This is a genomic window from Actinomadura napierensis (genome assembly GCF_039529375.1).
Lineage (GTDB): Bacteria > Actinomycetota > Actinomycetes > Streptosporangiales > Streptosporangiaceae > Spirillospora > Spirillospora napierensis.
Window position 1 is genome coordinate 14,835 of sequence record NZ_BAAAMR010000044.1, and the last position, 22,431, is coordinate 37,265.

Sequence of the window (22,431 nt, forward strand, 5' to 3'; positions counted from 1 at the left end):
GCCCACATATTTCTGTCTCGTCCCAGAACCTCAGGTGAGGTGGGGTCTGTGCCCTTGCCGGATTCTGCATACGCCTGGGCATCTGGTTCCGCGTGGCGTACAGGCGTGTTCATGAGCACACGCCGTGGTTATCCCAGTGATCTGTCCGATGCCCGATGGGCGTTGATCGAGCCGGTCCTGACCGCCTGGCGCGAACAACGCCTGGCCAGTGCGCTGGCCATCGGCCGTCCACCCGAGCACGACCTGCGTACCCTGATGAACGCGATCTTGTACCTCGACCGGACCGGCATCCCGTGGCGCTACCTGCCGCACGATTTCCCGCCCTACCAGACCGTGTACGCCTACTTCGCCCGCTGGGAGCGCGACGGAGTGTTCGCCCAGCTCACTGGGCTGCTGCGCGACCTGCTCCGCGAGCAAGAGGGCCACCGGGCCGAGCCCAGCGCCTGCATCATCGACTCCCAGAGCGTCAAGACCTCCATCGACGTGCCCCGCGCCAGTCAGGGCACCGATGCAGGCAAGAAGATCGTGGGCCGCAAGCGCAACATCATCACCGACACCCTCGGGCTGCTGCTGACGGTGCTGGTCACCGCGGCCAGCGTGCCGGACGGCACCGCCGGCATGCAGCTGCTGACCGGCGTGGCCGCGACACACCCGACGATCACCAAGGCGTGGACCGACACCGCCTACCGCACCAAGGCCATCGACCATGCCGCCACCCTGGGCATCGACCTGGAGCCCATCCGCCGCGACCCCGCCACCAAAGGATTCGTGCCGCTACCGCGGCGCTGGGTGGTGGAGCGCACGTTCGGCTGGCTGATGTTGCACCGCCGCCTGGCCCGCGACTACGAAACCTTGCCGGCCCGATCCGAAGCCATGATCCACGTCGCAATGATCGACCTGATGAGCCGCCGCCTCACCGGCGAGGCCACTGTCACCTGGCGGGGCACTTGACACCACAGATACAGGACGAAACTCCCTCGTAGATCGCGGGCGAGCTCGCGCACCTTCAGCCACGCCTGCCCATTACCTGGAGCGTCTCCTCAGCGCGCTCATCCGGCTGTGGGAGCGCCCCAGCGCCGCCCGCCGCACACGGGTGCTCGTGCGTCCCGGACCACAGGCGGCCGAGCCGGTGGCCATGATCGGCGGGGACGGGCATGTGCGCGTGGCGGACACCCTCGACGATGAGCCGAGCACCATGCTCAGGCAGCAAACCTCGTCCACGCAGGTCAAGGAACATTTTTGTTCACAGCGGCAGGTCTGCATCCACCGCTCCATCACCGCGGCAAGCGATGCTCGGCCAGCGTGTGCTGAGGGATGAAAATGAGGCACCCGAAAGAGGCCCGTTCGCCGTTGAGGTTGACGAACACCTGCCAACAGTCGCAGTACCGGTTCCCATACGCGGCGGCCTCAGCCCATTGCCGGTCGCGGTGCGCCCGCAGCACGGCGATCAACACCAACGCGCCGGGCGGTCGCTGCCGGCATCGTATCGCGCAGGTGCTCCACGGTAGGGTCTGGGCCAAGCTGCACCGCATCGTCCTGAACGAGCTAGGGGCGGCCGGCCGGTTCGACTGGCGCGGTGCGCGACCGGCTGTCGCCGACACCGACTCGGTCAGCGTCTGGGCGGCCCATGGGGGAGCTGACGAGCCCGAATCCTGTCGACCTGGCAAAAGCCAGTCGAAGATCCATGTGCTGGTCGACCGTGCCGGTCTGCCGACCTTTGTCGGGATCTCGGCGGCCAACACTCATGACAAGCTCGGGCTGGAGCCGCTGGTGCACAGCATCCCGCCGGCCCACTCCTGGCATGGGGCCCCGGCGCCGACGTCGGGCACCGCTGGATAGTCAAGCGCACAATGTCGTGGCCGACGCGGTGATTCCGGGAAGCCCGCGGCGAGTGCCGTAATACGCATCGACGACCACCGCGCTCTCATGCAATTCAGCAGGCGTGACCGCCACTGAAACCCGGCGGTGCGGGGCCCCCAGCAGAGCACCGACTCGCGCCGACCGAGCGTGAAGGCGGCGCCTCGCTAGACCACGCACTCGGAAGTCTGAAGCCCCCTGCAGAACGTCGCTTGCATGCGTCAGTTCCCTGACCAGTGTGCCGCACGGTGGCCAGGCCCCGGATCATAGACTCGCTCCATACCCACGGCCTGCATATGCCGGCGTGAAAGGCGCTGTCGCCGAAAAGCAACGGTCTGTGATGTGAAAGGCTCGGGTCGGCCGGTCGGACGGGGCAACTCGGCTCCGGCTCCGGCTCCGGCTCAAGGCTGTGAGCCGCGCGACGCCTCTGCGAACCGATCGGCCAACTCGCCGAGCATCTGGCGAGCCGCCTCGTACTCCCTGGGGACTCGGAGCAGCGTGCGAAAGTCGGTGACACCGCTCGCGGCGAGCCGGGGGACATCAGCGAACATTGTCGCGTAGTCCACGCCACCTGTCGGTAGGAAGGCATTGACCAGCGGATAAGCAATCCGGACGTGGCTCAAGTCACCGCCCTCGGCACTGACGAGTTCACGCATGTCGCCAACGGCGTCGGTGAATGTGGCAGACGTGGCGCCCCAGGGAATCCAGCCGGCACCGTAGCGCGCCAATCGGCGGGCCACGGCCGGACGGGCGCGTCCGCCGATCCAGATCGGGACCCCCGCGGATCGGGTCGGTTTGGGCCTCATGTGGATGCCCGCAACAGAGAAGCCGTCACCCACGAAACTCGCCTCGTCCGCAGTCCACAACTGTCGGCACGCTTCGAGCGTCTGGTCAAGCAGCCGTCCCCGTCGGCCGAAGTCGACGCCGGCCGCGCGGTACTCGGCCTGCTGCCAGCCGACGCCGACGCCCAGCTCGAAACGCCCGGCGGATAGGACGTCGATGGTCGCGGCCGTCTTGGCCAGTACGACGGCCGGGCGCAGTGGTGCTACGAGGACATTGGTGGCCAGCTTGACCCGGCCGGTGACGGCAGACATGGCCGCGAGCACGGTGAGGGCCTCCAACCAGTCGCCGTCCGGGCCCGTGGGCTGACGACCGCCGGCCACTCCGCCCCGACTCGGATCGGCATAGGAGCCTAGATCACGACCGAACGCGACGTGGTCGCTCACGAAGATCCGTTCGATCCCGGCCGCATCCGCGGCCCGAGCCTGGTCGAGCAGGTGCCGCCAGTCATCCGGCGGGGCCGGAGCAAAGTTGCGGAGCCCGACCGTGAGCTCGAGCTTGCCAGAGTCCACAGGTTCCTGCCCTTTCGTCGGCCGAAGAGCGCGTCGGCAGAGTCGCATGACGGAACCGGCCGAGGACATGGTCCGCGCGGTCGGCCCATCGCCTGCGCTCTGCCCGGTTCTGCCGGGTGCAGATGGATGTCCAAGCGACAGTAGCATCTCGACCATCTAGTTGGTAATGACGGTAGAGATCTCCTGGACGGGTAGGTTGCGTCAGCGACGTCGTACCTCGACACATGAGGGAAGCGTAAGACCTCGAGGCGATTGCCCATCAGCCCCTTTCCTGCTGTAATCAACTTATCGGTTGGTATCTCGGGCCGCTGCGGGCCCGTGGCGAAGGGGTCGGTGTGGACTTCAGCGAGTCGGATGAGCACCTCGCGATCCGTGAGGCGGTGCGCGCGATTGGAGCCGAGTACGGCCACGGGTACTTTGCTCGCTGCACCGTGGAGGGGCGGTTCACGGACGACCTGTGGGAGGCGGTCTTCTCCGCCGGCTTCGGAGGGGTGAACGTGCCCGAACGCTATGGCGGCGGGGGCGGAGGGCTGCAGGAGATGGCCATCGTCATCGAGGAACTCGCCGCTCAGGGCTGCCCGCTGCTCTTCCTCATCGTGGCCGGCATGTGCGCCCCCATCATCAGCGACTTCGGGACCGACGAGCAGAAGAGCGCGTGGCTGCCCGGCCTGGCCTGCGGGCGGACCCGGATGGCCTTCGCGATCACGGAGGCGGACGCCGGCTCGAACACCACCGGCATCGCCACGACCGCCGCCCGGCACGGCGACGAGTGGATCATCAACGGCGCCAAGCAGTTCATCACCGGCATGGACGTGGCCGACGCGGTGCTGGTGGTGGCCCGCACCGGAACCGGTCGGGACGGCCGTGGCCTGCTGAGCCTGTTCATCGTGGACACCGGCGCCCCCGGCCTGGAGTCCAGCCCGATCCCGATGGAGATCAAGGCGCCGGACCGGCAGTTCTCGGTGTTCTTCGACGACGTGGCGGTGCCCGGCGACCGGCTCGTCGGCGGCGTGCCGGATCAGGGGCTGACGCAGGTCTTCTCCGGGTTGAACCCCGAACGGGTCAACGTGGCGGCCCAGGCCACCGGCCTGGCGCGGTACTTCCTGGGCAAGGCCGTCGACTATGCCGGGCAGCGGCAGGTCTGGGGTGTGCCGATCGGAGCCCACCAGGGCCTGGCGCATCCGCTGGCCGAGGTGAAGGTCCAACTCGATCTCGCCCGCCTCATGGCCTCGAAGGCCGCCTGGCTCTTCGACCGCCGATCGCCCGGCGCGGGGGAGGCCGCCGCCGTCGCGAAGCTCGCGGCGGCGGATGCTGCGCTGTTCTCTCTGGACCAGGCCATGCAGGTGCACGGCGGCAACGCGTTCGCCAGCGAGTACGGGCTCGGCGACCTATGGGGCCTGACCCGCCTGATGCGGTCGGCGCCGGTAAGCCGGGAGATGGCGCTGAACTACCTGGCCCAGCACTCACTCGGCCTACCCCGGTCGTACTGACCTCCCCGCACAGGCCGCCCGCCCAATCTTTCGCCGGCCGAGCGGAACGGTCAGGCCACGGCGTTCCCAGTGCGTGGCCGGAAGGAGCACACATGAGCATCTCGATCGCGTCCACCTTGCCCGCGCAGCTCGAGCAACGGATCACTGACGCCCCAGGTCGTGACTTCATCGCGGTGGGCGGCGGCTGGCTCACCGCCGAGCACGTGCGCGACCGGGCGCAGCGCCTGGCGACCGGCCTGTACGCCCTCGGCGTCCGTCCGGGAGACCGGGTGGCCTCCATCATGGCGAACCGGATCGAGGCGGTCGAGCTTCTGTTCGCCTGCGCCGAACTCGGTGCGGTCAGCGTCCCGCTCAATATCTACCTGCGCGGCGAGTTCCTGCGCTACCAGCTCACCGACTGCGATCCGTCGCTGCTCATCGTCGATGCGGCCGCGCAGAAGACGGCCACCGCGATGGTCGGGGAGACGGGCCTTGCCACGCGGTTGGTGGCACTGGACGGCCGGGCTCGCGGTGTCGCCGGCTTCACCGACCTGTTCATCGACCCAGATCCAGTGTGGCCCGCGCCCGAGCCGGACACCCTGATGAGCATTCTGTACACCTCGGGCACGACCGGACTCCCCAAAGGCTGCATGATCACCCACGGCTACATGTTGCACTGGCCCAAGGCGCACCTGATGTTCGAGTGGTTCAAGCCGTCGGACACCTCGATCAGCACGCTGCCCCTCTATCACGGCTTCGGCGCCAGCGGGCTGATGAGCACCCTGGCCGGCGGCGGCCGGATCCGGTTCGAGCCCGAGTTCCGCGCCGGCACGCTCATCGACCGCGCCCGGGAGACCGGCGCGACCCAGCTCTGGGCGGTCGGTGCGATCGGCGCCGCCCTTCTCGCGACGCCGCCCGGACCGGGCGACAAGGATCATTCCCTTGAGCGTTGCGTCTTCATCCCGATGTCCCCGGAGGCCCAGGGCCGGTTCGAGGAACGGTTCGGCGTCCAGGTGCTCGCCGAAGGCTACGGGCAGACAGAAGTACTGCCCGCCACCATGGGCGGGGTCCGGACGGGCCGGGATCTGCCCAGCGCCGGACGTGCGGTGCCGTGGCTGGACGTGGCCGTCGTCGATGACGGTGACGGCGTGCTTCCGGCCGGGAGGCCCGGCGAGATCGTGGTCCGTCCGCTCGAGCCCAACTCGATCTTCGCCGGGTACTGGCGCAAGGAAGCAGCGACACTGGAGTCCTGGCGGAACCTGTGGCATCACACCGGCGACCTCGGCTACTTCGACGCCGACGGAATGCTGTACTTCGTCGACCGCAAGAAGGACGCCCTGCGCCGCCGCGGAGAGAACGTCTCCTCGGTCGAGCTCGAGACGGCCATCCTGAAGCATGCGGACATCGCGCAGGTCGCCGTGCATGCCGTCCCGTCTGAGCTGTCGGAGGACGAGATCAAAGCCTGCCTGGTCCTGGAGCCCGGCGCGCTGCTCGAGCCCGCCGAGCTGTTCCGCTACTTCCGCGACAGCCTCCCGTACTACGCGATCCCGCGGTACGTCGAGCTCATGGACGAGCTGCCCGTGAACGCGGTCGGGCGGGTCCTCAAGCACAAACTCCGCGACAGGTGGGATGCACCGGGAACGATCGATTTCCAGTCGATGGGGCTGGTCATCGATAAGAGCACCCGCCGGTGATCCGGACCGCGCGGTCGAGGCGGGCCGGACCATGACCGGCAAGGTGATGAGCGCGGTAGAGGCGGCCGAGCTGATCGAAGACGGCGACATCGTCGGCGTTCAGGGCGGCCCGACGCAGTGCGCGCCGATGGCGATCGTGCGGGAGATCATCCGCGCCGGACGGAAGAACCTGCACGCGGTGACCTTGAGCGGCGGCATCGCGGTGGACTGGCTCGCCGCCGCGGGCTGCCTGTCCGCCTGCACGTTCGCCGCCGTGACCATGGAGCACTTCGGGCTCTGCCGCGCGTTCCGCCGCCGGGTCGAGGCGGGGAGCCTCGCCGTCGAGGAGCTGTCAGAGACCGCGCTGTTCGCCCGGCTGGGCGCTGCCGCCCGTGGACTGCCTTTCCTGCCGACCCGGACGATGTTCGGCACGGACCTCCTCACCACCGGAAACGGCGCCCTGAAGGTCATGGACGACCCCTTCGGTGGACCGCCCGTCGTCGCATGCCGTGCGCTGCCCCTGGACGCGGCGATCCTGCACGCGCACCGGGCCGACCGTGCGGGGAACGTCGGCATCGACGCCGGCCCGCGCTACCCGACCATGACCACCATGCCCCGGGCTGCCAGGAGGGTCATCGTGAGCGTTGAGCGGATCGTTCCCACCGCCGAGTTGCGCAAGGCACCCGACCGGACGATCCTGCCGGGCTTCGCAGTCGACGCCGTCGTCGAAGCGCCTTACGGCGCGCATCCGACCTCTCTCTTCCCCGTCTACGACTACGACCGCACCTTCATGGCCGCCTGGGTCGGTGCCGCCGCCGACGACGACACCGCCCGCGCCTTCCTGGACGCGAACGTTCACGCGCCGCCGTCGCACGCCGGCTATCTCCGGCTCGTCGGCGGATCCGACCGGCTGGCCGAGCTGGAGATCGGAACCGCTCGTGAGCACTGAGCACGGCGGCGAGCCCACCGCCGACTACACCGTTGACGAGTTGATGGTCGCGCGTATCGCCGAGCGCTTCGAGAACGGTGACCAGACATGCACGGGAATCGCCTCGTTCATTCCTGTGTGCGCCATTCGGTTGGCGCAGTTGACGCACGCGCCGGAACTCGTGTGGATCCCTGGTGGGTCCGGCGTCGATCCGGCCGCCCCCGAATTGTCAGCCTCGACGTTCGAGTGGCCCCTGTGGCGGGACTCGGTCATGTACCTGGATCTCTACACCGAGTTCTGGGATTTCGTGGCCAACGGCCGCTTCTTCCGCACCTTCTGCCTCGGAGCCGCGCAGATCGACGCGTACGGCAACACCAACAACTCGGTGATCGGCGCCTTCGACCACCCCAGGGTCCGGCTGGCCGGGACGGCCGGCCTCGCGGACATGAGCACGTTGGACAAGCGGCTGCTCTACTACATCGCCGACCATGGCCCGCGCTCGCTTGTGGAACGCGTGGACTTCCGGTCCGGGATCGGCTACCTGGACGGGCACGGCGAACGCGCCCGGTCGGGCATCGGCGGCGGCCCGGAGCTGGTCGTGACCAATCTCGCGGTGTTCGACTTCGAGCGAGGCTCCCAGCGCATGCGGCTCAAGTCCGTCCACAAGGGGGTCACGGTGGACCGCGTCCTCGCGGCGACGGGTTTCGAGCCGGTCCTCCCGGCGAGCATCCCTGTCACAGAACCCCCTACCGTCGAACAGGTCGCCTTGCTGCGAACGGTCATCGACCCCGTCGGCTACCGGAAGCGGGGCGTCCGGCAGGTAGGAGCCGGCACGGAAGTCTGACGGGACACCTCACTGCGCGGGCGGCCGCTTCACCCGGGCGGCGAGTCGGTCCAGGGCGGCCCGCGTGTCCGGGTGGTCGAAGAGCATCGTCTGGGCGGAGTGCTCGGCGCGCAACTGATCGACCAGTTCGCCGCGCGTGGACCGGCGCAGCAGCCGCTTGCTCGACTGGACGCCGAGCGGCGGCATCGAGGAGATCCGCTGCGCGAGTTCCATCGCCCGGTCGAGGAGCCGGTCGTCGGGAACCGCCTCGGAGACGAGACCGAGCTCCTTCGCCTCGACGGCCCCGACCAGCCGGCCGGTGAAGAGCAGGTCCGCCGCCGCGACCGTGCCGACCATGCGGGGCAGCAGGTGGCTGATGCCGAGTTCGGCGGTCAGCCCGAGCGGCGCGAACCCGGCGCCCAGCCGGGCGGACTCCCCCGCGATCAGAATGTCGTGCAGCAGTGCGATGCCGAAGCCGCCGCCCACGGCGGCCCCGTTGACCGCGGCGATCGCCGGTTTCTCCAGCTCCAGCATCCGCAGTGTCCAGCGTCCGGCGTTGCCGAGATCGTCCATGCTCCGGCCGTGCGGAGACAGCGGCGGGAGGCCCTTCTCGCCGCCGACCACGTCGCCGGTGAGCAGTTCGCGCGCCGGCGGAAGCCTTCCGGCCTCCAGGTCGGCGGCGTCCGCGCCGGCCGAGAACGAGCCGCAGGTGCCCGTGGTGACGATGACGTGGACGGTGTCGTCGGCGGCCGCCTCGTCGAAAGCCGCCAGGAGATCGCGCAGCATGGTCCCGCCGATGGCGTTGTGCCGGTGCGGCCTGTTGAGGCGCACAAGGAGCACGCCCCCGTGGCGCTCGGTGAGGACGTCCGGCTCGTTGCCCTCGGTCATGCGCTCTCCTCCTCGGCCGCGGCGAGACCTCGTCGCTCGAGATCCCACATCGCTTCGGTGACGCCCTCGTCGCACAGGACGTGTTTCATGACACGGCTCAGCGCGTTGACGGGAAGGTGGTCGCGGAGGTCCACGTAACGGGGGACCGCGAAGTACGCGACCTTGTCCTTCATGAACTCGCGGAACTCCCCGGGCTCCAGGGCCGCCCCGGCCGCGAGCACGATGCTCGCCTTGATGTCGTCGTCGCCGAACGGTCCGGGGACCGGGGACACCGCGACGTCCGCGACCGCGGGGTGCGTCCGGATGAGGTTCTCCAGAGCCAAGGCGGAGACGTTCTCGCCACGCCGCCGCAGCATGTCCTTCTTGCGGTCGACGAACGTGACGAAGCCGTCGGCGTCCAGCCGCCCGAAGTCACCGGTGTGGTGCCACAGGCTGCTCCACGCGGCCAGCGTGATGTCCGGTTTCCTCCAGTACCCGCTGTACATCGCGTTCGGCACCCTGGGCCGGACGACGATCTCACCCGCCTCCCCGAGTGGTACCTCGTTGTCCGCGCCGTCCACGATCGCGACCTCGAGCAGGGGCGAGACCTGGCCGGACGTCCCGCGTGCGCGCATCCCGTCGGGCGCGCTCACGGTGATGGGCACGCACTCGGTCTGCCCGTAGCCCTCGGAGATGACCGGAGTGGCGAATCGCTCCTCGAATCGCCGCTGCTCCTCCTCCCCCATCGGCACCCAGACGGCCAGCCGGAAGGGATGAGCGCCGTCCGCCGCGCTCGGCGGCTGTGCCAGCAGCAGGTTTCCCATCACGCCCACCCCAACCAGCGTGGTCGCACCGTCCGCGGCGGCGTCCTCGATGAAGGTCGAGGCGTGGAACTCGGGCGCGATGCTGATCGACGCGCCGTTCACCAAGGCCGTCATGAAGGCGACCATCTGCCCGCTGGTGTGGAACATCGGAAAACCGGTGTACATCCGATCCCCCGGAACGCACCACCGGCGAAGGCCGTAGGCGCGCCCGACCGACACGTAGTAGCCGCTGGACAGCATGCACCCCTTGGCGGCCGCCGTCGTCCCGGACGTGTACATGATCGACATGAGGTCGCCCGGTTCGGAGACCGACTCGAACGGGCGCCGCTCGCCCTGCAGGTCCGCGTAGGGGATGGTGGAGTCGGAAGGCACGCCGTCCACCACGACACAGTGGACGATCGCGGTGCTCGCCAGGAGATCTCTGGCCGCCGCATACCCCAGGCCGTCGGCGATGAGCACACTCGCCCCGCAGTCGCCGAGTTGGTACTCCAGGAACTCGCCCTTGAGCCAGTAGTTCAGCGGGGCCTGCACCGCGCCCAGCTTCGCCACCGCCAGCAGGATCTCGACAGTCTCGATCCTGTTGGGCAAAAGCGTGGCGACCGTCGTGCCCCGGCCCACCCCCAGGGACGCCAATCCGGCCGCGAGGCGGTCAGTACGGTCGTCGAGCTGGGCGAACGTGAGCCACTCGGAGCCGCACTTGACGAACTCCGCGTCCGGTTCGGAGGCGAGGCGCTCGCGGAAGACCTCGTCCACCGTCGCCCCCACCGCGACGGCGCCTGCCTGAGGCGTCATGACCACTCCTCGCTCATAGTTCTCGTTCGGGTCATCGCGCCGGTCGCGGCCATCGCCGGTGAGTCAGGGGCTCGGGGCCGACGTTCACGCGACGTCGCCGGCCGACCTCAGCCGGGCGATCTCAGCGGCGTCGAAGCCGAGGCCGCCGAGGATCTCGTCGGTATGCTGCCCGGACTCGGGAGGCGGCCCGCCGATCGCGGCCGGCGTCCGCCCGAAGCGCGGGGCCGGGCCGGGCTGGGTGACCCCGAAACTCTCGATGAAGGTGCCGCGTTCCGCGTTGTGCGGGTGCTCCGGCGCTTCCCAGGGCGACAGCACAGGGGCGAAGCAGGCGTCCGCGTCGGCGAGCAGGGCGGTCCACTCGTCGCGGGTGCGGGTGCGGAAGACGGCAGCGAGCCTTTTTCGAAGTACCGGCCAGGACGCCTGGTCGCCTTGGGTCTCCAGGTCGATGTCCAGGCCGAGGCACCTCACCAGGTTGCCGAAGAACTTCGACTCGATCGATCCGACCGACACCCATTTGCCGTCCGAGGTCTCGTACGTCTCGTAGAACGGTGCCCCGGTGTCGAGCAGGTTCCGGCCGCGCTCGGCGCCCCATTGACCCATGGCGCGCATCCCATACATGAAGCTGTTCAGCAGCGCCGCCCCATCGACCATGGCCGCGTCGATCACCTGTCCGCGACCGGAGGACGCGCGCTCGGCGAGCGCCGCGCAGATGCCGACCGCCAGGAGCATGCCGCCCCCGCCGAAGTCGCCGACGTAGTTCAGCGGCGGGACCGGTGCGTCGCCGTCGCGGCCGATCGGCCACAGCACCCCGGCCAGGGAGATGTAGTTGATGTCGTGGCCGGCGTGCGCCGCCCACGGACCGTCCTGGCCCCAGCCGGTCACCCGGCCGTAGATGAGCCGCGGGTTCCGCGCCAGGCAGGCGTCCGGCCCCAGGCCGAGGCGTTCCATGACGCCGGGCCGGTAGCCTTCGATCAGCACGTCGGCCTGCTCCACCATGCGCAGAACCAAGTCCGTGCCGCCTGGCCGCTTCAGGTCCACCGCCACCGAGCGGCGGCCGCGGGAAAGGACGTCGGCGGACGCCTGGCCGCCGGTCCCGTCGCTCACGGCGCCGACGCGGTCGACGCGGATCACCTCGGCCCCGAAGTCGCTCAGCATCATCGCGCAGAACGGGCCCGGGCCCATCGCCTGTATCTCGAGCACCCGGACACCTGCCAGCGGCCCCGTGGCCTGGCCCCTCATCGGCACACTCCCATCTATACTGACCAACCGTTGGGTTGATTAAAGCAAGAGTTTCGGACCGGCGGCAATACGCGCGACCCGATCACTTCCGGCTTTAATCAACCTAATGGTTGGTTTCGTGGAGTTGGCTGCCGCCCACTCGGGGCGGCGCCGGACAGGGGTGCCAATGACCGAGAGCGACAGACCGCAGCCGCACGTCGCGGTTCCCTTGAACGGCTACTGGACGGAATGGAGCGCACGCGCGGCGCGGAACGCCGCCCCCGGCTGGGCCGCCCTGGTGGGGGAAATGGCCGGTCTCCAAGACACCTTCGCGGCCGCCGCGCCGCCTCCGGAGGCCGTGGCGGAGGCGCGGTCGCTGGTCGAGCAGACGCGGGCGGTACTGGCGCGGCATGAGGTCGGTGATGATGACCAGTGGTTCGGACGGTTCCTGCCCGCGCCCGACCGGGGGCAGACCTTCAGCCCCCCGATACGCCTGACCGGCATCACCGAACACGCCCTGGCCGGGAAGACGATGTTCGGGCGATTCCACTCCGGCAACAACTCCGCGGCGCACGGCGGCGGCATCGCCCTGCTGTTCGACGACCTGTTCGGCCGTCTCGTCAGCGTCGGGGACATCCCGCCGGCCCGGACGGCGAGCCTGTCGGTGAACTACCGCAGCGTGACTCCGCTCGACGAGCCTCTCGCGGTCGAGGCGAGCGTCGCGGAGGTCGACGGCCGCAAGCTCTATCTGACAGGGACGCTGCGCCACGGCGACCGGCTTTGCGCCGACGCGACGGCCCTGTTCCTCACCCTCCGCCCCGAGCAGATCCGGCCCGCCGAGGCCGAGGCACCGCCGGGGTGACACCCCCGCCCGAGGCTCGCCATGCCCTCGCCCCGCCCAGCCCGGCGGGGGCCGTCAACGGGCGGGGGCGCTCACGCCCGGCTCCGGCGCCCGCCGGCGGCGGCGCCCGAGCGGCGCGCCGGCTTTGGGGGCGCAGGCGGGGAGGTCTCGGCGAGCGGCACGGCGATGATTCCGTTCATCACGAAGTCGGTCAGCTCCTGAACCAGGGTGACCTGGGCTTTTCCGGTCGCGCCCCGAAACCAGACCGGTACGTACCCCAGGATGCCGACCACGGACGACATGATCATGGCGACGTCGATGGGACGGAACTCCCCGGACCGCACGCCCGCGGTCAACAACTGCTTGGTGAAGTGCTCGTACCGGCGGACACGGCGCCGCAGGTCCGCCGCCTGCTCGGGCGGAAGGTGCTTCTCCACCCAGGGCAGTTCCTGGAAGAAGACCACGACTTCGTCGTGCTTGCTGGACACGTGGTCGACCTGGAGCCGCACCAGCTCGCGCGTCCTCTCGGTGATCGTGCCCTCGGCCGGGACCCGGTCGAGGAACTCGAGCGTCGCGTCGACCTGCTTGGACAGCAACTCGTAGAGGATCGCGCTCTTGCCCGGGTAGTAGTGATAGAGCGTCCCCTTGTTGAGCCCCACCTCGTCGGCGATCAGGTCCATGGTGGCTGAGGCGTAGCTGTACTCGCGGAAGAGCCGCGCCGCGGTGGCGCACACTTCCGATCGGCGGGACGGTCGCGGCAAGGGAGTCCTCCTGGCGAGCCTCCGGCCGTTGTGCGCCGGAGCCTCTCGCTGACTGCTGACGAAGCCGGCGGGAAGGTGCCGCCTTGCCAACCGACTGGTCGATATCTTACACGGCTGGGAGCCGGCTCAGGCGTCTATGACGATGCTGCTCCACGGGTCCACTGTGGCCAGTTGTCCAGGCCGCAGGGCGAGCGTGGTGTCGACGAACTCCACGATCGCCGGACCGGTCACCCGAGCTCCCGGGCGCAGCAGCCCGCCATCGTGGACGGGGGTCGGCCGCGGAACGGTACCGAGTTCGTACCAGACCACCTCCCGCCTGCCCGCGGGCTCGGCATCGTAGGGCTCGCCTCCGCCCGCTGCCGCCAGCCGGTCCGCGCTCACGCGGGCACGGGCGCTCACGCGGATCGCCGTGATCATGAACCCGGCGTCCGGGTAGCCGCTCCCCCGCCCGTAGAGCAGTTCGTACTCGCGCTCGAACGCCGCGACGAGCTCCTGGATCTCCGCGTCACCGTAGACACCCCGCGGAGCCGGGATCCGCAGCTCGTTGACCTGCAGCCGGTAGCGCATCTCCACGAAGCGCTCCAGCGCGACGCCGGTGTGCGGCTGGGACGCCGGGAGCGCCGAGCGGACCTTGTCCTCCAGGTGCTTCCACGCCGTGTTGAGCACCTCGGGGTCGAACGGCGACGGGGCCAGCAGCGGTATCTCCTGCACGATCATGGCGTCGGCGGACGCCACGCCGAAGGCGGACCAGCCGGCGGCCAGGTCGCCGAGAGGCATGACCACCGTCCTGATTCCGAGCTTGCGCGCCACCATCGGGCAGTGGACGGCCCCGGCGCCGCCGTAGGCGTGCATGACACAGGCACGCGGGTCGTAGCCCTGGTGGATGCTGGACAGACGGATGGCGTCCGCCATCTGGTCGTCGACGATCCGCGCGGCGGCGGCGGCCGTCTCGAGCGCGGTGAAGCCCAGCGGCCGGCCGGCGCGTTCGAGCGCCTCCAGCGCCGCGCCCGCGTCCAGTTCGAGCGCGCCGCCGAGGAAGAAGTCGGGGTTCAGGTGGCCGAGCACCAGGTCGGCGTCGGTCACGGTCGCCTGGGTCCCGCCACGCCCGTAGGCGGCCGGGCCGGGGACCGCACCGGCGCTGCGCGGGCCGACGCGCAGGCTGCGCGTGTCCTGGTCGTAGGCGACGATGGACCCGCCGCCCGCGCCCACCGAGCGCACGTCGAGCGTGGGGATGAAGTACTCGTACTGTCCGTACCGCGTGGTGGACCTGGTCACGGGCTCGCCGCGCCGGATCACCCCGACGTCGAACGTCGTGCCTCCCACGTCACCTGTGAGCACGTTGACGGCGGTGCCCTCGTCGGGGGCAACGGCGCGGGCGAGCCGGCCCGCGCCGATCAGCCCGGCCACGGGACCCGATCCGATGGTCAGCAGGGGCATGCGGCGGGCGTGGGCGATGTCGATCAGGCCGCCGGTGCAGGTCATGATCGACAGCCCGCCGGCGAACCCGAGCGCGCGCAGCTCCTCCTCCAGGCGTGCGAGGTAGCCGCTGGTGACCGGGCCGATCAGGGCGTTGATCAGCGTCGCGACCGTGCGCTGGTACTCCCCGACCCGGGCCACCACATCGGACCCGACCGAGACGAAGGCCGTCGGGGCCTCCTCGGCGACGATCCGCGCCAGGGCCCGCTCGTGGACGTTGTCGGCCGTCGACCAGAGCAGGGCGATGGCGAAGGCCTCGACGCCGTCGGAGGCCAGCCGGCGAACGGTCTCGCGCGCGCGGTCCTCGTCCAGTTCCACGACGACCTTGCCGTCGGAGGCGATCCGCTCGTCGATCTCGACGACGAGCGACTTCGGTACGAGTGGCTCCGGCTTCATGTGCGCGGCGAGGTGCGCGATGTCGCGGGGGTCCGATCCGACGAGGCGGTGGCCGGCCTGCATGGTGTAGATACTGTCCCGGTGTCCCGCAGTGGTCAGCAGAGCGACCTTGGCGGTCCGGTTCTCCACGAGCGCGTTCGTCCCGACGGTGCAGCCGTGCAGGACGTCCTGAGCTCGGGCCAGCAGTTCCGCGCGGGTGACGCCGAGGCGTGCGGCGACCGCTCCGATCGACGCGATGAAGCCGTGGTGGAAGTCCGGCGGGGTGGAGGCGACCTTGCCGATGGCGATGCCGCCGTCGCCGTCCACGGCCACGCAGTCGGTGAACGTGCCGCCGATGTCGATGCCGATGGTGTAGGTGCTCATGTGCCGTGCCGTTCGTCGTAGGGGCGAAGGTGCTTCACAGGAACCGGATCTCCTCGAGCATGGGCTCGGACCGGCGGGCGACCTCGCAGGTCATGAGCGTCTGGCAGCCGGGGCAGCAGTAGCGGCGCAGCACCATGTCCTCGTCCAGGAAGTCGCGGGGGTCGCCGCCGCGGGGGATGATCTCGACGCTGGTCTCGCTGATGGACAGGCCGGCCTTGTAGCCCCCGTGGTAGCCGGCGAGGAAGGTGTCGCAGCGGGAGCAGGCGAGGACCCGGCGCCCGCCGTCGTCCCGGGCGGTGACGTACTCGTGGACCTCGCGGGGCGGCTCACCGGTGGCGGGGGCGGACGGCGGTTCGGGGGACGGACCGAAGCGGTCGGCGGCAGGCGGCCAGGTCCGCCGCTCGGCCTTGATCTCCTCCCGCCGCGCGGCCGTGGCGGCCTCGTCGACGGTCCCGTCCTCGCGCACGGCGACGCCGTACACTTCCAGCGCCGCCGCCCGGGACACGTAGTCGTTGACGACGTCGCGGGCCGCGCGAGCCGGTTCCCGTTCGATGGGGTCGCCGTACCCGCCGCCGCCGCACACCACGAGCATCAGGACGTCTCCCGCGGCCAGGGGCGTGCCGTTGGACTTGGCCCGCAGCCGCAGATGCTCGGTGCGCGACAGCTCGTCGACCCCGCGCGGCATGCGACCGGCCCGCCACTGGGCGTCCACGTCCGTGCCGGTGAAGACCTGGTAATGGGCGGTCGGTGAGGGATAGCCGCCGAACAGGCCCATCCCCTGGTTCGTGGAGATGCCCTGGCCGCCGGCGTTGGTGATCGCTTCGATGCCGAGCGAGCGATAGGGGGTGAACGCGACCTCCATGCCGGCTCCCCCACGCCATCGGCCGGCGCCCCCGCTGTCCTCGGCCTCCTTGCGGTAGAGGATCAGCAGCGGATAGAACTGCTCGGTCTCCTCCACGTTGGGCATCCTGATCAAGGGGTCGATCGACAGGCCCGAGGAGTCCACCCCGTCCGCGTGGGTGCGTGCGCCTCCGCCGGCGCCGGCGCCCTCGAGCATCGCGGTGCCGAAGGCGTTCCCGCGGTCGTCCATGCCGGCGAGGACCAGGAGCGGATGGTCCGGCCCGGAGACCACCAGGTCCTGTTTCGTCTCGGGATCGCAGGCCATGATCCGGGCGAAGACGTTCTGCAGGCGTTCGAAGGCGCTGATGATGTTGAGGACGCCGCCGCTGACGGCCGCGGGGTAGTCGCAGCAGGTCAGGGTGCCCGGCAATGGGCGGAAGTCGATCTGGCGGTCGGCGCCGCCGATCGAGAAGGTGTGCTCGTGGAGCAGGGTCAGCCCGGAGATGCCCAGGACGATCCCCATGAAGTTCATGAAGGTGAAGCCGTTGGGGCCGTCGCTCTGCTCCTCGGTGCCCTCGTTGTCGACGATCAGCCGGGAGCCGCGCTTGGTGACGTTGAACTGCACCCGGTGCGTCGTCCGGTCGCCGGGCAGCTTCTCGTCGAAGTAGAGCACTTCGCTGAGCGTGCAGTCGGGGATCCGTTCCAGCTTGCGGGCAAACGCGGCCTGCGCGTTGTCGAGGATCCGGCGCATGGCCGCCTTCACCGTCGCCGCGCCGAACTCCTCGCAGGTCTCCTTGAGCCGGCCGGCCGCGAACCGGCACCCGGCGAGCTGCGCCCGCAGATCCAGTGCGACCATGTCCGGCATCCGGGACTGCCGCCGGTACATCTGCTCCAGGTCGTCGCGGAGTACGCCGCGCTCGATGAGCTTGAACGGCCGGAAGACGATCGGGTCGCTGAAGATGTCCGGCGCGTTCTGCGGCCAGCCGCCCGGCACGATCCCGCCCAGATCGTATTGCTGCGCCGCGTTGGACACCCACGCGAAGAGCTCCCCGTCGATGAACACCGGAGCTGCGATGCACACGTCCATCTGGTGCGACGCGCCGATCCATGGATCGCTCGCCAGGAACACATCGCCGTCGTCGATGCCGGGTGATTCGCTGAACTTCTCCATCAGGTAGCGGACGACCAGCGGGGAGCCGGTGTTGAGATACTGGATGAACGGCGCGCTCATCACGATCTCGCCGTCCTCGGTGAGGACCGACATGTTGAAGTCGAGGCCCTGGAACACCGGCGAGCCGGACATCCGCGTGAGGGTGTCGCCGTGCGCGAGGTTGATGGTCCAGAGCCGGTTGCGCAGTACCTCGAACGTCACCGGGTCGATCTCGTCGTCCGCGGCCGTGGCGAACTTGAGCCCGGGCGACACGCGGGTCTTCCAATCCGCCGCCGGGCGGTAGCTGTGGACCAGTCCGTCCCAGACGATGTCGTCGTAGGCCGCGTCGTCCGGGCTCGTCACTTCGAGGGTCATCGCGCTCACGCTCCCGCGAGAATATTGACCGAATAGTTGGTTGGTATCGGAATGCCGCCGCGCCCCGCCGCCGGGTGCGTCGCGCGACCGCTACGGGTTCGGATCCGCCAGTTCCTCGCGCAGCCGGCGCTTGAGGCTCTTGCCGGTCGCGTTGCGCGGCAGCGGCGTGTCGCGGACGATGACCACGGCCGGCACCTTGAAGGCGGCGAGGCATTCGCGGGCGTGCTCGCGCACCTCGTCGGCGGTCAGTGCGGCGCCCGCGACGGGCACGACGACGGCGGCCACGATCTCCCCGAGGTCGCGGTCGGGCAGGCCGACGACCGCCGCCTCCTCCACCGCCGGATGCTCCTGAAGGACGGCCTCGACCTCGGTCGAGTAGACGTTCTCGCCACCGCGGATGATCACGTCCTTGGCCCGGTCCAGCACCGTCAGGTAACCGGCTTCGTCAAGGGCGCCGATGTCCCCGGTGCGGAACCAGCCCTCGGAGAACGCGGCCGCCGTCTCCGAGGGGTTGTTCCAGTAACCGGCGACCACCTGCGGGCCGTGGACCCAGATCTCGCCCGCCACGCCGGGCGGCCGGTCGGCGCCGTCCTCCCCCACGATGCGGACGGTGGTGCCCGGAGTGGGCGGACCAACACTGTCCGGCCGCTCCAGGAACGACCTGCCGTTGTGCTGGCAGGCCGACGAGGTCGTCTCGGTGAGCCCGTACCCGTGGTTGACCGAGATGCGGGACCCGAACCGTCCTGCGACCGGTCCAGCCAGGTCCGCGGAGCCCGGCGCGCCGCCGATCCCGATGGCCGCGACCGCGGACAGGTCGTACTTCTCGCTTCCGGGGACCTCCAGCATCCGGCGGAGCATCGTCGGGACCACGGCCAGGTTCGTGACGCGCTCCAGCGCACAGATCTCCAGGGCCGTGGCGGTGTCCCACCTGTACAGCAGGACCTGCTTCAGCCCGCCGGCGCCCGCCGAGTACATCGACGACAGGCCGCCGATGTGGAAGAACGGGAACGGGTTGAGCAAGGCGGGCTGCGTGCCCGACCGGGGCGGACGGGTCCCGGTCAGCCGGGCGACCTCGCTCTGGAACCCGGCCGCCATCAGCAGGGAGCAGTGGTTGCGCGCCGTTCCGACCGCGCCCTTGGGGCGGCCTGTGGTGCCGGAGGTATAGAGGATCGTTGCGGGGTCGTCCGGCGCGATCTCGCATTCCGGGAGATCACCCTCGTAGCGGTAGTCGGGAACGATCTCGAACCACGGAACGGCTCCCGCCAACTCCGCTTCCACGGCACGAGTCACGACGACCGGAAGGCTCTCCGCGGAGTACCCGGCCTCGCGCAGCCGCCGCCAGCGTTCGCCGTCCAGGACGGCCAGCGCCGGATCCGCGTCGCCGAGCGCCCAGGAAAGCTCACCCCCCGTCCACCAGGCGTTGAGCGGGACGGCGACCGCGCCGAGGACCTGGCAGGCCCAGAAGGCGATGACGAATTCCGGCAGATTTCGCATCGCCAGAACGACGCGGTCCCCTTTGCTGACGCCGAAGCCAGCGCGCAGCGTCGCGGCCAAGCGGGCGACGGCGGCACTCTGCTCGGCGAAGGTGAGACGTTCGGATTCGTACACGATGGCGTCCCGGTCGGCGTACTGACCCATCGACTCGAAGACGGCTCGCATGTTCGGCGGGGCGTTGAGGTAGCAGCGCACCGCCCGCCCGGCGACGACGACCTCGCTCAGTTCGTACGGGGCGCCCGGTGCCATGAGCGCAGCCCGCGCAGCGTCGACGGTGAGTTCCCTCATGCCCGCCCCTTAGTCCCGGTCGGCATCTGATTCGCGTAGTCCAGCCAAGCCATGGCGGCGGTGACGAACTTGGATGTGTCGTAGTCCTCGCCCATCGCGCCGGATTCGTACCGCGTCCAGCTGCGCAGTCCTGTCGCGGCCAGCCGCCAGCACGCGAAGGCCTGATAGAACTCGATGCCGTCCAGGCCGGTCCCGGACAGTCGCGAGTAATGATCGAGAGCCTCGTCGACGGGGATCGCTCCGCGAGCGGCGGTGGGCATCCGGGTGCCGAGCATCGCCTCGGCGGGCGGGTCCCAGAAGGCCGCCATCATGCCGACGTCGGCCAGCGGGTCCCCGAGGGTGACCAGCTCCCAGTCGAGGATGGCGCGAATCGTTCCGTCGTCGCCGGTGATGGCATTGCCGAGCCGGTAGTCCCCGTGGACGACGCCACCGGCGCGGTCCGGTGGCATCCGGCGCAGCAACCGGTCGCGAGTCTCCTGGAAAAGCTCGACGACACCCGTGCCGTCCCGGAAGGGCAGGTCGTCGACCACGCCGCTCCAGCGCCGGAACTGCCGGTGCAGGTAGCCGGTGCGCGGGCCGAGGTCGCCGAGGCCCACGGCGTCCGGGTCGACGGTGTGGAGGGCGGCGAGCGCGGCGACGACGCCCCGCGAGGCGGCCGTGAGCGCCTCCGGCGTCACGCGGGCGCCGGCCTCGTCCGCGTCCGCGAGGACGAGGCCCGGGACGAAGTCGGTGACATGGCACGACAGCCCGAGCGGGTCGTCGTCGGTGCCGACGGCCCGCAGCCGCGGCACGGGGACCGGGGTGTTCGCCAGGGCCGCGATCGCGCGAGCCTCGCGCGCCGTGTCGTGCGCCCGGCCCCGGTGGGTGCCGGGCGGGCGGTGCCTGAGCACCCAGCCGTGCCCCGCCTGGTCGTCGAACCGCCAGGTGAGCATCGAGAAACCGCCGGCGATTCGGGTGAACTCGAAGGGCGGGACCGCTTCGGGAAGCGCGTCCGCCAGCCAGCGGGCGAGCGCAGGCGGGACCTGTTCCTCGAGCGAGCGAACGCCTGTCATCAAGAGGCGCTCCGTCCGGGCGTCCGCCAGACGTCCGGAACGTCCACGGACGTGTTCATCTCCTCTTTGACCTGGGTGCGGCGGCACTTCCCGGCCGCGGTCATGGGCAGGCCGCCGACGAACCGCCACACCCGCGGGATCTTGAAGTGCGCGATCCGCCCGGACAGGAACGCCTCGAGCTCCTGCGGGTCGATCGGGTCGCCCCGTGGCACGACGCTGGCGCCGACGAGTTCACCCCAGTCCGGGTCGGCCACCCCCACGACCGCGCAGGCCGCCACCTCGGGGTGCTCGGACAGCGCGGCCTCCACCTCGGCCGGGTAGATGTTCTCCCCGCCGCGGATGATGACCTCCCGGCTCCGGCCGCGGATCACGATGTTGCCGTCGGCGTCCATGGAGCCGAGGTCGCCGGTGCGCAGGAACCCGTCGCCGGGCAGGACCTCCGCGGTCCGTTCCGGCTTGCGGAAGTAGCCCTCCATCACCATCGGCGACCGCACCAGGATCTCGCCGGTCTCTCCCGGCGCGACGGCGCGGCCGGTGGCCCGGTCGACGATGCGGACCTCGGTCGCCTCGACCGGTCGCCCGGCGGTGGTGGCCAGCGACTCGGGATCGTCGGACGGGGTGCTGCACGTGATGATCGGGCATTCGGACTGGCCGTAGGTGGTCAGCACGGTGGCACCGAGCTCGTCCTGGATGCGCCGGACGAGCCGCGGGCTGATGTCGGCGCCACCGAGCGCGACGGTCTTGACCGTGCGGGCGGCGGCGCGGAGGCCGGGACGGTCCAAGACCCGCTCGATCATGATGGGTACACCGCCGAGGTGGGTGACCCCGGCGAGGGACAGCAGGCGGACGGTCTCACCGGGATCGAACCGGTCGACGACGATGAAGGCGCCGCCGCTGGTGAGCGCGCCGAGGACGACATAGAGCGACCCACCGATGTGGTGGTACGGCACACTGTTGAGGCACACTCCGCCGCTGGCGAGGTCGCGCCGTTCGCGCAGCTGAGCACTGTTGAGCACGGAGCGATGGCTGAGAAGCGCGCCCTTGGCCCTGCCGGTCGTGCCCGAGGTGAACTGCATGAGGAACGGCGCACCGGCCGGGACATCCCTCCTGGAGGGCGGCGCGTCGGCCTGGCCGGACAGGTCCCTCAGCAGACGCACGCACGCGCCGCCGGCCAGCAGCTGGGCGCGTTCCTCCAGCGGAACGCCTCGGCCGTCCTCCCCGGTGAACAGCACCGACGGCTCGGCAAGCTCGATCGCCGCAGCGGCCTCGCCATTGGTCCACGCGGTGTTCAGCGGCGCCAGCACCAGACCGCGGAGTGCGCAGGCGTACTCCAGCAGAACCCACTCGACACAGTTGCGGCCCCAGACGGCGACTCGGTCCCCTGGCTCCAGATCGCGGAGCCCGTACGCCACCGCGTTGGCGCGCGCCTCGAGCTGTCCGTAGGTCAGCCGACGTAGGGCGCCCCCCGCCTCCCACAGCACCGCCGGCCGGTCCCCGTTGACGAGCGCCTGCTGCCTCAGGCCATCTCCGACCGACGCCTCCAACAGTGCGTCGCCGCCGACGGCGGGCCCTTCCCCTGCGCTCATCCCGCT

At 70.2% G+C, this 22,431-nt stretch carries 16 protein-coding genes; 6 read left to right on the forward strand and 10 right to left on the reverse strand.

The features are described from left to right. Positions 1–111: 111 nt before the first annotated feature. A complete protein-coding gene (locus ABD296_RS23965) occupies positions 112–951 on the forward strand; it encodes an IS5 family transposase (protein ID WP_344271089.1) in 840 nt (279 codons plus the stop codon). A 1,307-nt stretch (positions 952–2,258) separates the two neighbouring features. Here ABD296_RS23965 and ABD296_RS23975 read toward each other — a convergent pair. Continuing rightward, positions 2,259–3,209, reverse strand: a complete 951-nt coding sequence (locus ABD296_RS23975) for a TIGR03619 family F420-dependent LLM class oxidoreductase (RefSeq protein ID WP_344271092.1) — start codon at positions 3,207–3,209, stop codon at positions 2,259–2,261. A 335-nt stretch (positions 3,210–3,544) separates the two neighbouring features. Here ABD296_RS23975 and ABD296_RS23980 point away from each other — a divergent pair, with 335 nt between their 5' ends. The 4 genes from ABD296_RS23980 to ABD296_RS23995 all read left to right on the forward strand — a co-directional run bounded on the left by ABD296_RS23980 (position 3,545) and on the right by ABD296_RS23995 (position 8,123). Further along, positions 3,545–4,699 carry an acyl-CoA dehydrogenase family protein gene (locus ABD296_RS23980; protein WP_344271095.1) on the forward strand — a complete coding sequence of 385 codons (1,155 nt, stop codon included), beginning with the start codon at positions 3,545–3,547 and terminating at the stop codon, positions 4,697–4,699. A gap of 92 nt (positions 4,700–4,791) precedes the next feature. Next, the gene (locus ABD296_RS23985) at positions 4,792–6,372 is read left to right on the forward strand and encodes an AMP-binding protein (protein ID WP_344271098.1); all 1,581 of its coding nucleotides are present in this window, start codon (positions 4,792–4,794) and stop codon (positions 6,370–6,372) included. Next, entirely contained in the window at positions 6,308–7,300 is a 993-nt protein-coding gene (locus tag ABD296_RS23990) for a CoA transferase subunit A (RefSeq protein WP_344271101.1), read from the forward strand. Before ABD296_RS23985 ends, ABD296_RS23990 begins: the two co-directional genes overlap by 65 nt. Beyond that, entirely contained in the window at positions 7,290–8,123 is an 834-nt protein-coding gene (locus tag ABD296_RS23995) for a CoA-transferase subunit beta (protein WP_344271104.1), read from the forward strand. The genes ABD296_RS23990 and ABD296_RS23995 overlap by 11 nt, the downstream gene beginning before the upstream one ends. A 9-nt stretch (positions 8,124–8,132) precedes the next feature. On the opposite strand, the gene ABD296_RS24000 is transcribed toward ABD296_RS23995, so the two are convergent. From ABD296_RS24000 to ABD296_RS24010, 3 genes are all read right to left on the reverse strand, one after another. Then, complete coding sequence (locus ABD296_RS24000) at positions 8,133–8,990, reverse strand: enoyl-CoA hydratase/isomerase family protein (protein ID WP_344271106.1); 858 nt, start codon at positions 8,988–8,990, stop codon at positions 8,133–8,135. After that, a complete protein-coding gene (locus ABD296_RS24005; RefSeq protein WP_344271108.1) occupies positions 8,987–10,585 on the reverse strand; it encodes an AMP-binding protein in 1,599 nt (532 codons plus the stop codon). Before ABD296_RS24005 ends, ABD296_RS24000 begins: the two co-directional genes overlap by 4 nt. A gap of 84 nt (positions 10,586–10,669) precedes the next feature. Next, positions 10,670–11,824, reverse strand: a complete 1,155-nt coding sequence (locus tag ABD296_RS24010; protein WP_344271110.1) for a CaiB/BaiF CoA transferase family protein — start codon at positions 11,822–11,824, stop codon at positions 10,670–10,672. A gap of 166 nt (positions 11,825–11,990) precedes the next feature. Here ABD296_RS24010 and ABD296_RS24015 point away from each other — a divergent pair, with 166 nt between their 5' ends. Further along, the gene (locus tag ABD296_RS24015) at positions 11,991–12,665 is read left to right on the forward strand and encodes a PaaI family thioesterase (protein ID WP_344271113.1); all 675 of its coding nucleotides are present in this window, start codon (positions 11,991–11,993) and stop codon (positions 12,663–12,665) included. Between the two features lie 71 nt (positions 12,666–12,736). Here the strand turns inward: ABD296_RS24015 and ABD296_RS24020 are convergent, their stop codons facing one another. From ABD296_RS24020 to ABD296_RS24045, 6 genes are all read right to left on the reverse strand, one after another. Then, on the reverse strand, positions 12,737–13,405 hold the full coding sequence (locus ABD296_RS24020; protein ID WP_344271115.1) for a TetR/AcrR family transcriptional regulator: 669 nt from the start codon (positions 13,403–13,405) through the stop codon (positions 12,737–12,739). A gap of 126 nt (positions 13,406–13,531) precedes the next feature. Further along, positions 13,532–15,640 carry a hydantoinase/oxoprolinase family protein gene (locus ABD296_RS24025; protein WP_344271117.1) on the reverse strand — a complete coding sequence of 703 codons (2,109 nt, stop codon included), beginning with the start codon at positions 15,638–15,640 and terminating at the stop codon, positions 13,532–13,534. A gap of 34 nt (positions 15,641–15,674) precedes the next feature. Continuing rightward, entirely contained in the window at positions 15,675–18,005 is a 2,331-nt protein-coding gene (locus ABD296_RS24030; RefSeq protein ID WP_344271120.1) for a hydantoinase B/oxoprolinase family protein, read from the reverse strand. Positions 18,006–18,095: 90 nt separating this feature from the next. Further along, positions 18,096–19,787 (reverse strand): class I adenylate-forming enzyme family protein, encoded by a 1,692-nt coding sequence (locus ABD296_RS24035; RefSeq protein WP_344271123.1) that lies wholly within the window; start codon positions 19,785–19,787, stop codon positions 18,096–18,098. Further along, positions 19,784–20,839, reverse strand: coding sequence for a phosphotransferase family protein (locus tag ABD296_RS24040; protein ID WP_344271126.1), 1,056 nt, complete (start codon positions 20,837–20,839; stop codon positions 19,784–19,786). The genes ABD296_RS24035 and ABD296_RS24040 overlap by 4 nt, the downstream gene beginning before the upstream one ends. Then, the gene (locus ABD296_RS24045; RefSeq protein WP_344271129.1) at positions 20,839–22,425 is read right to left on the reverse strand and encodes a class I adenylate-forming enzyme family protein; all 1,587 of its coding nucleotides are present in this window, start codon (positions 22,423–22,425) and stop codon (positions 20,839–20,841) included. Before ABD296_RS24045 ends, ABD296_RS24040 begins: the two co-directional genes overlap by 1 nt. Positions 22,426–22,431 lie beyond the last annotated feature (6 nt).

Excerpts from the sequence above, each read along its gene's own strand:
- ABD296_RS23985 (WP_344271098.1), top strand. The coding sequence starts at position 4,792 with ATGAGCATCTCGATCGCGTCCACCTTGCCCGCGCAGCTCGAGCAACGG.
- ABD296_RS24025 (WP_344271117.1), bottom strand. The coding sequence starts at position 15,640 with ATGAGCACCTACACCATCGGCATCGACATCGGCGGCACGTTCACCGAC.
- ABD296_RS24040 (WP_344271126.1), bottom strand. The coding sequence starts at position 20,839 with ATGACAGGCGTTCGCTCGCTCGAGGAACAGGTCCCGCCTGCGCTCGCC.
- ABD296_RS24005 (WP_344271108.1), bottom strand. The coding sequence starts at position 10,585 with ATGACGCCTCAGGCAGGCGCCGTCGCGGTGGGGGCGACGGTGGACGAG.
- ABD296_RS23965 (WP_344271089.1), top strand. The coding sequence starts at position 112 with ATGAGCACACGCCGTGGTTATCCCAGTGATCTGTCCGATGCCCGATGG.
- ABD296_RS24015 (WP_344271113.1), top strand. The coding sequence starts at position 11,991 with ATGACCGAGAGCGACAGACCGCAGCCGCACGTCGCGGTTCCCTTGAAC.
- ABD296_RS24000 (WP_344271106.1), bottom strand. The coding sequence starts at position 8,990 with ATGACCGAGGGCAACGAGCCGGACGTCCTCACCGAGCGCCACGGGGGC.
- ABD296_RS24030 (WP_344271120.1), bottom strand. The coding sequence starts at position 18,005 with ATGACCCTCGAAGTGACGAGCCCGGACGACGCGGCCTACGACGACATC.
- ABD296_RS24035 (WP_344271123.1), bottom strand. The coding sequence starts at position 19,787 with ATGAGGGAACTCACCGTCGACGCTGCGCGGGCTGCGCTCATGGCACCG.
- ABD296_RS24045 (WP_344271129.1), bottom strand. The coding sequence starts at position 22,425 with ATGAGCGCAGGGGAAGGGCCCGCCGTCGGCGGCGACGCACTGTTGGAG.
- ABD296_RS23990 (WP_344271101.1), top strand. The coding sequence starts at position 6,308 with ATGCACCGGGAACGATCGATTTCCAGTCGATGGGGCTGGTCATCGATA.
- ABD296_RS24010 (WP_344271110.1), bottom strand. The coding sequence starts at position 11,824 with ATGAGGGGCCAGGCCACGGGGCCGCTGGCAGGTGTCCGGGTGCTCGAG.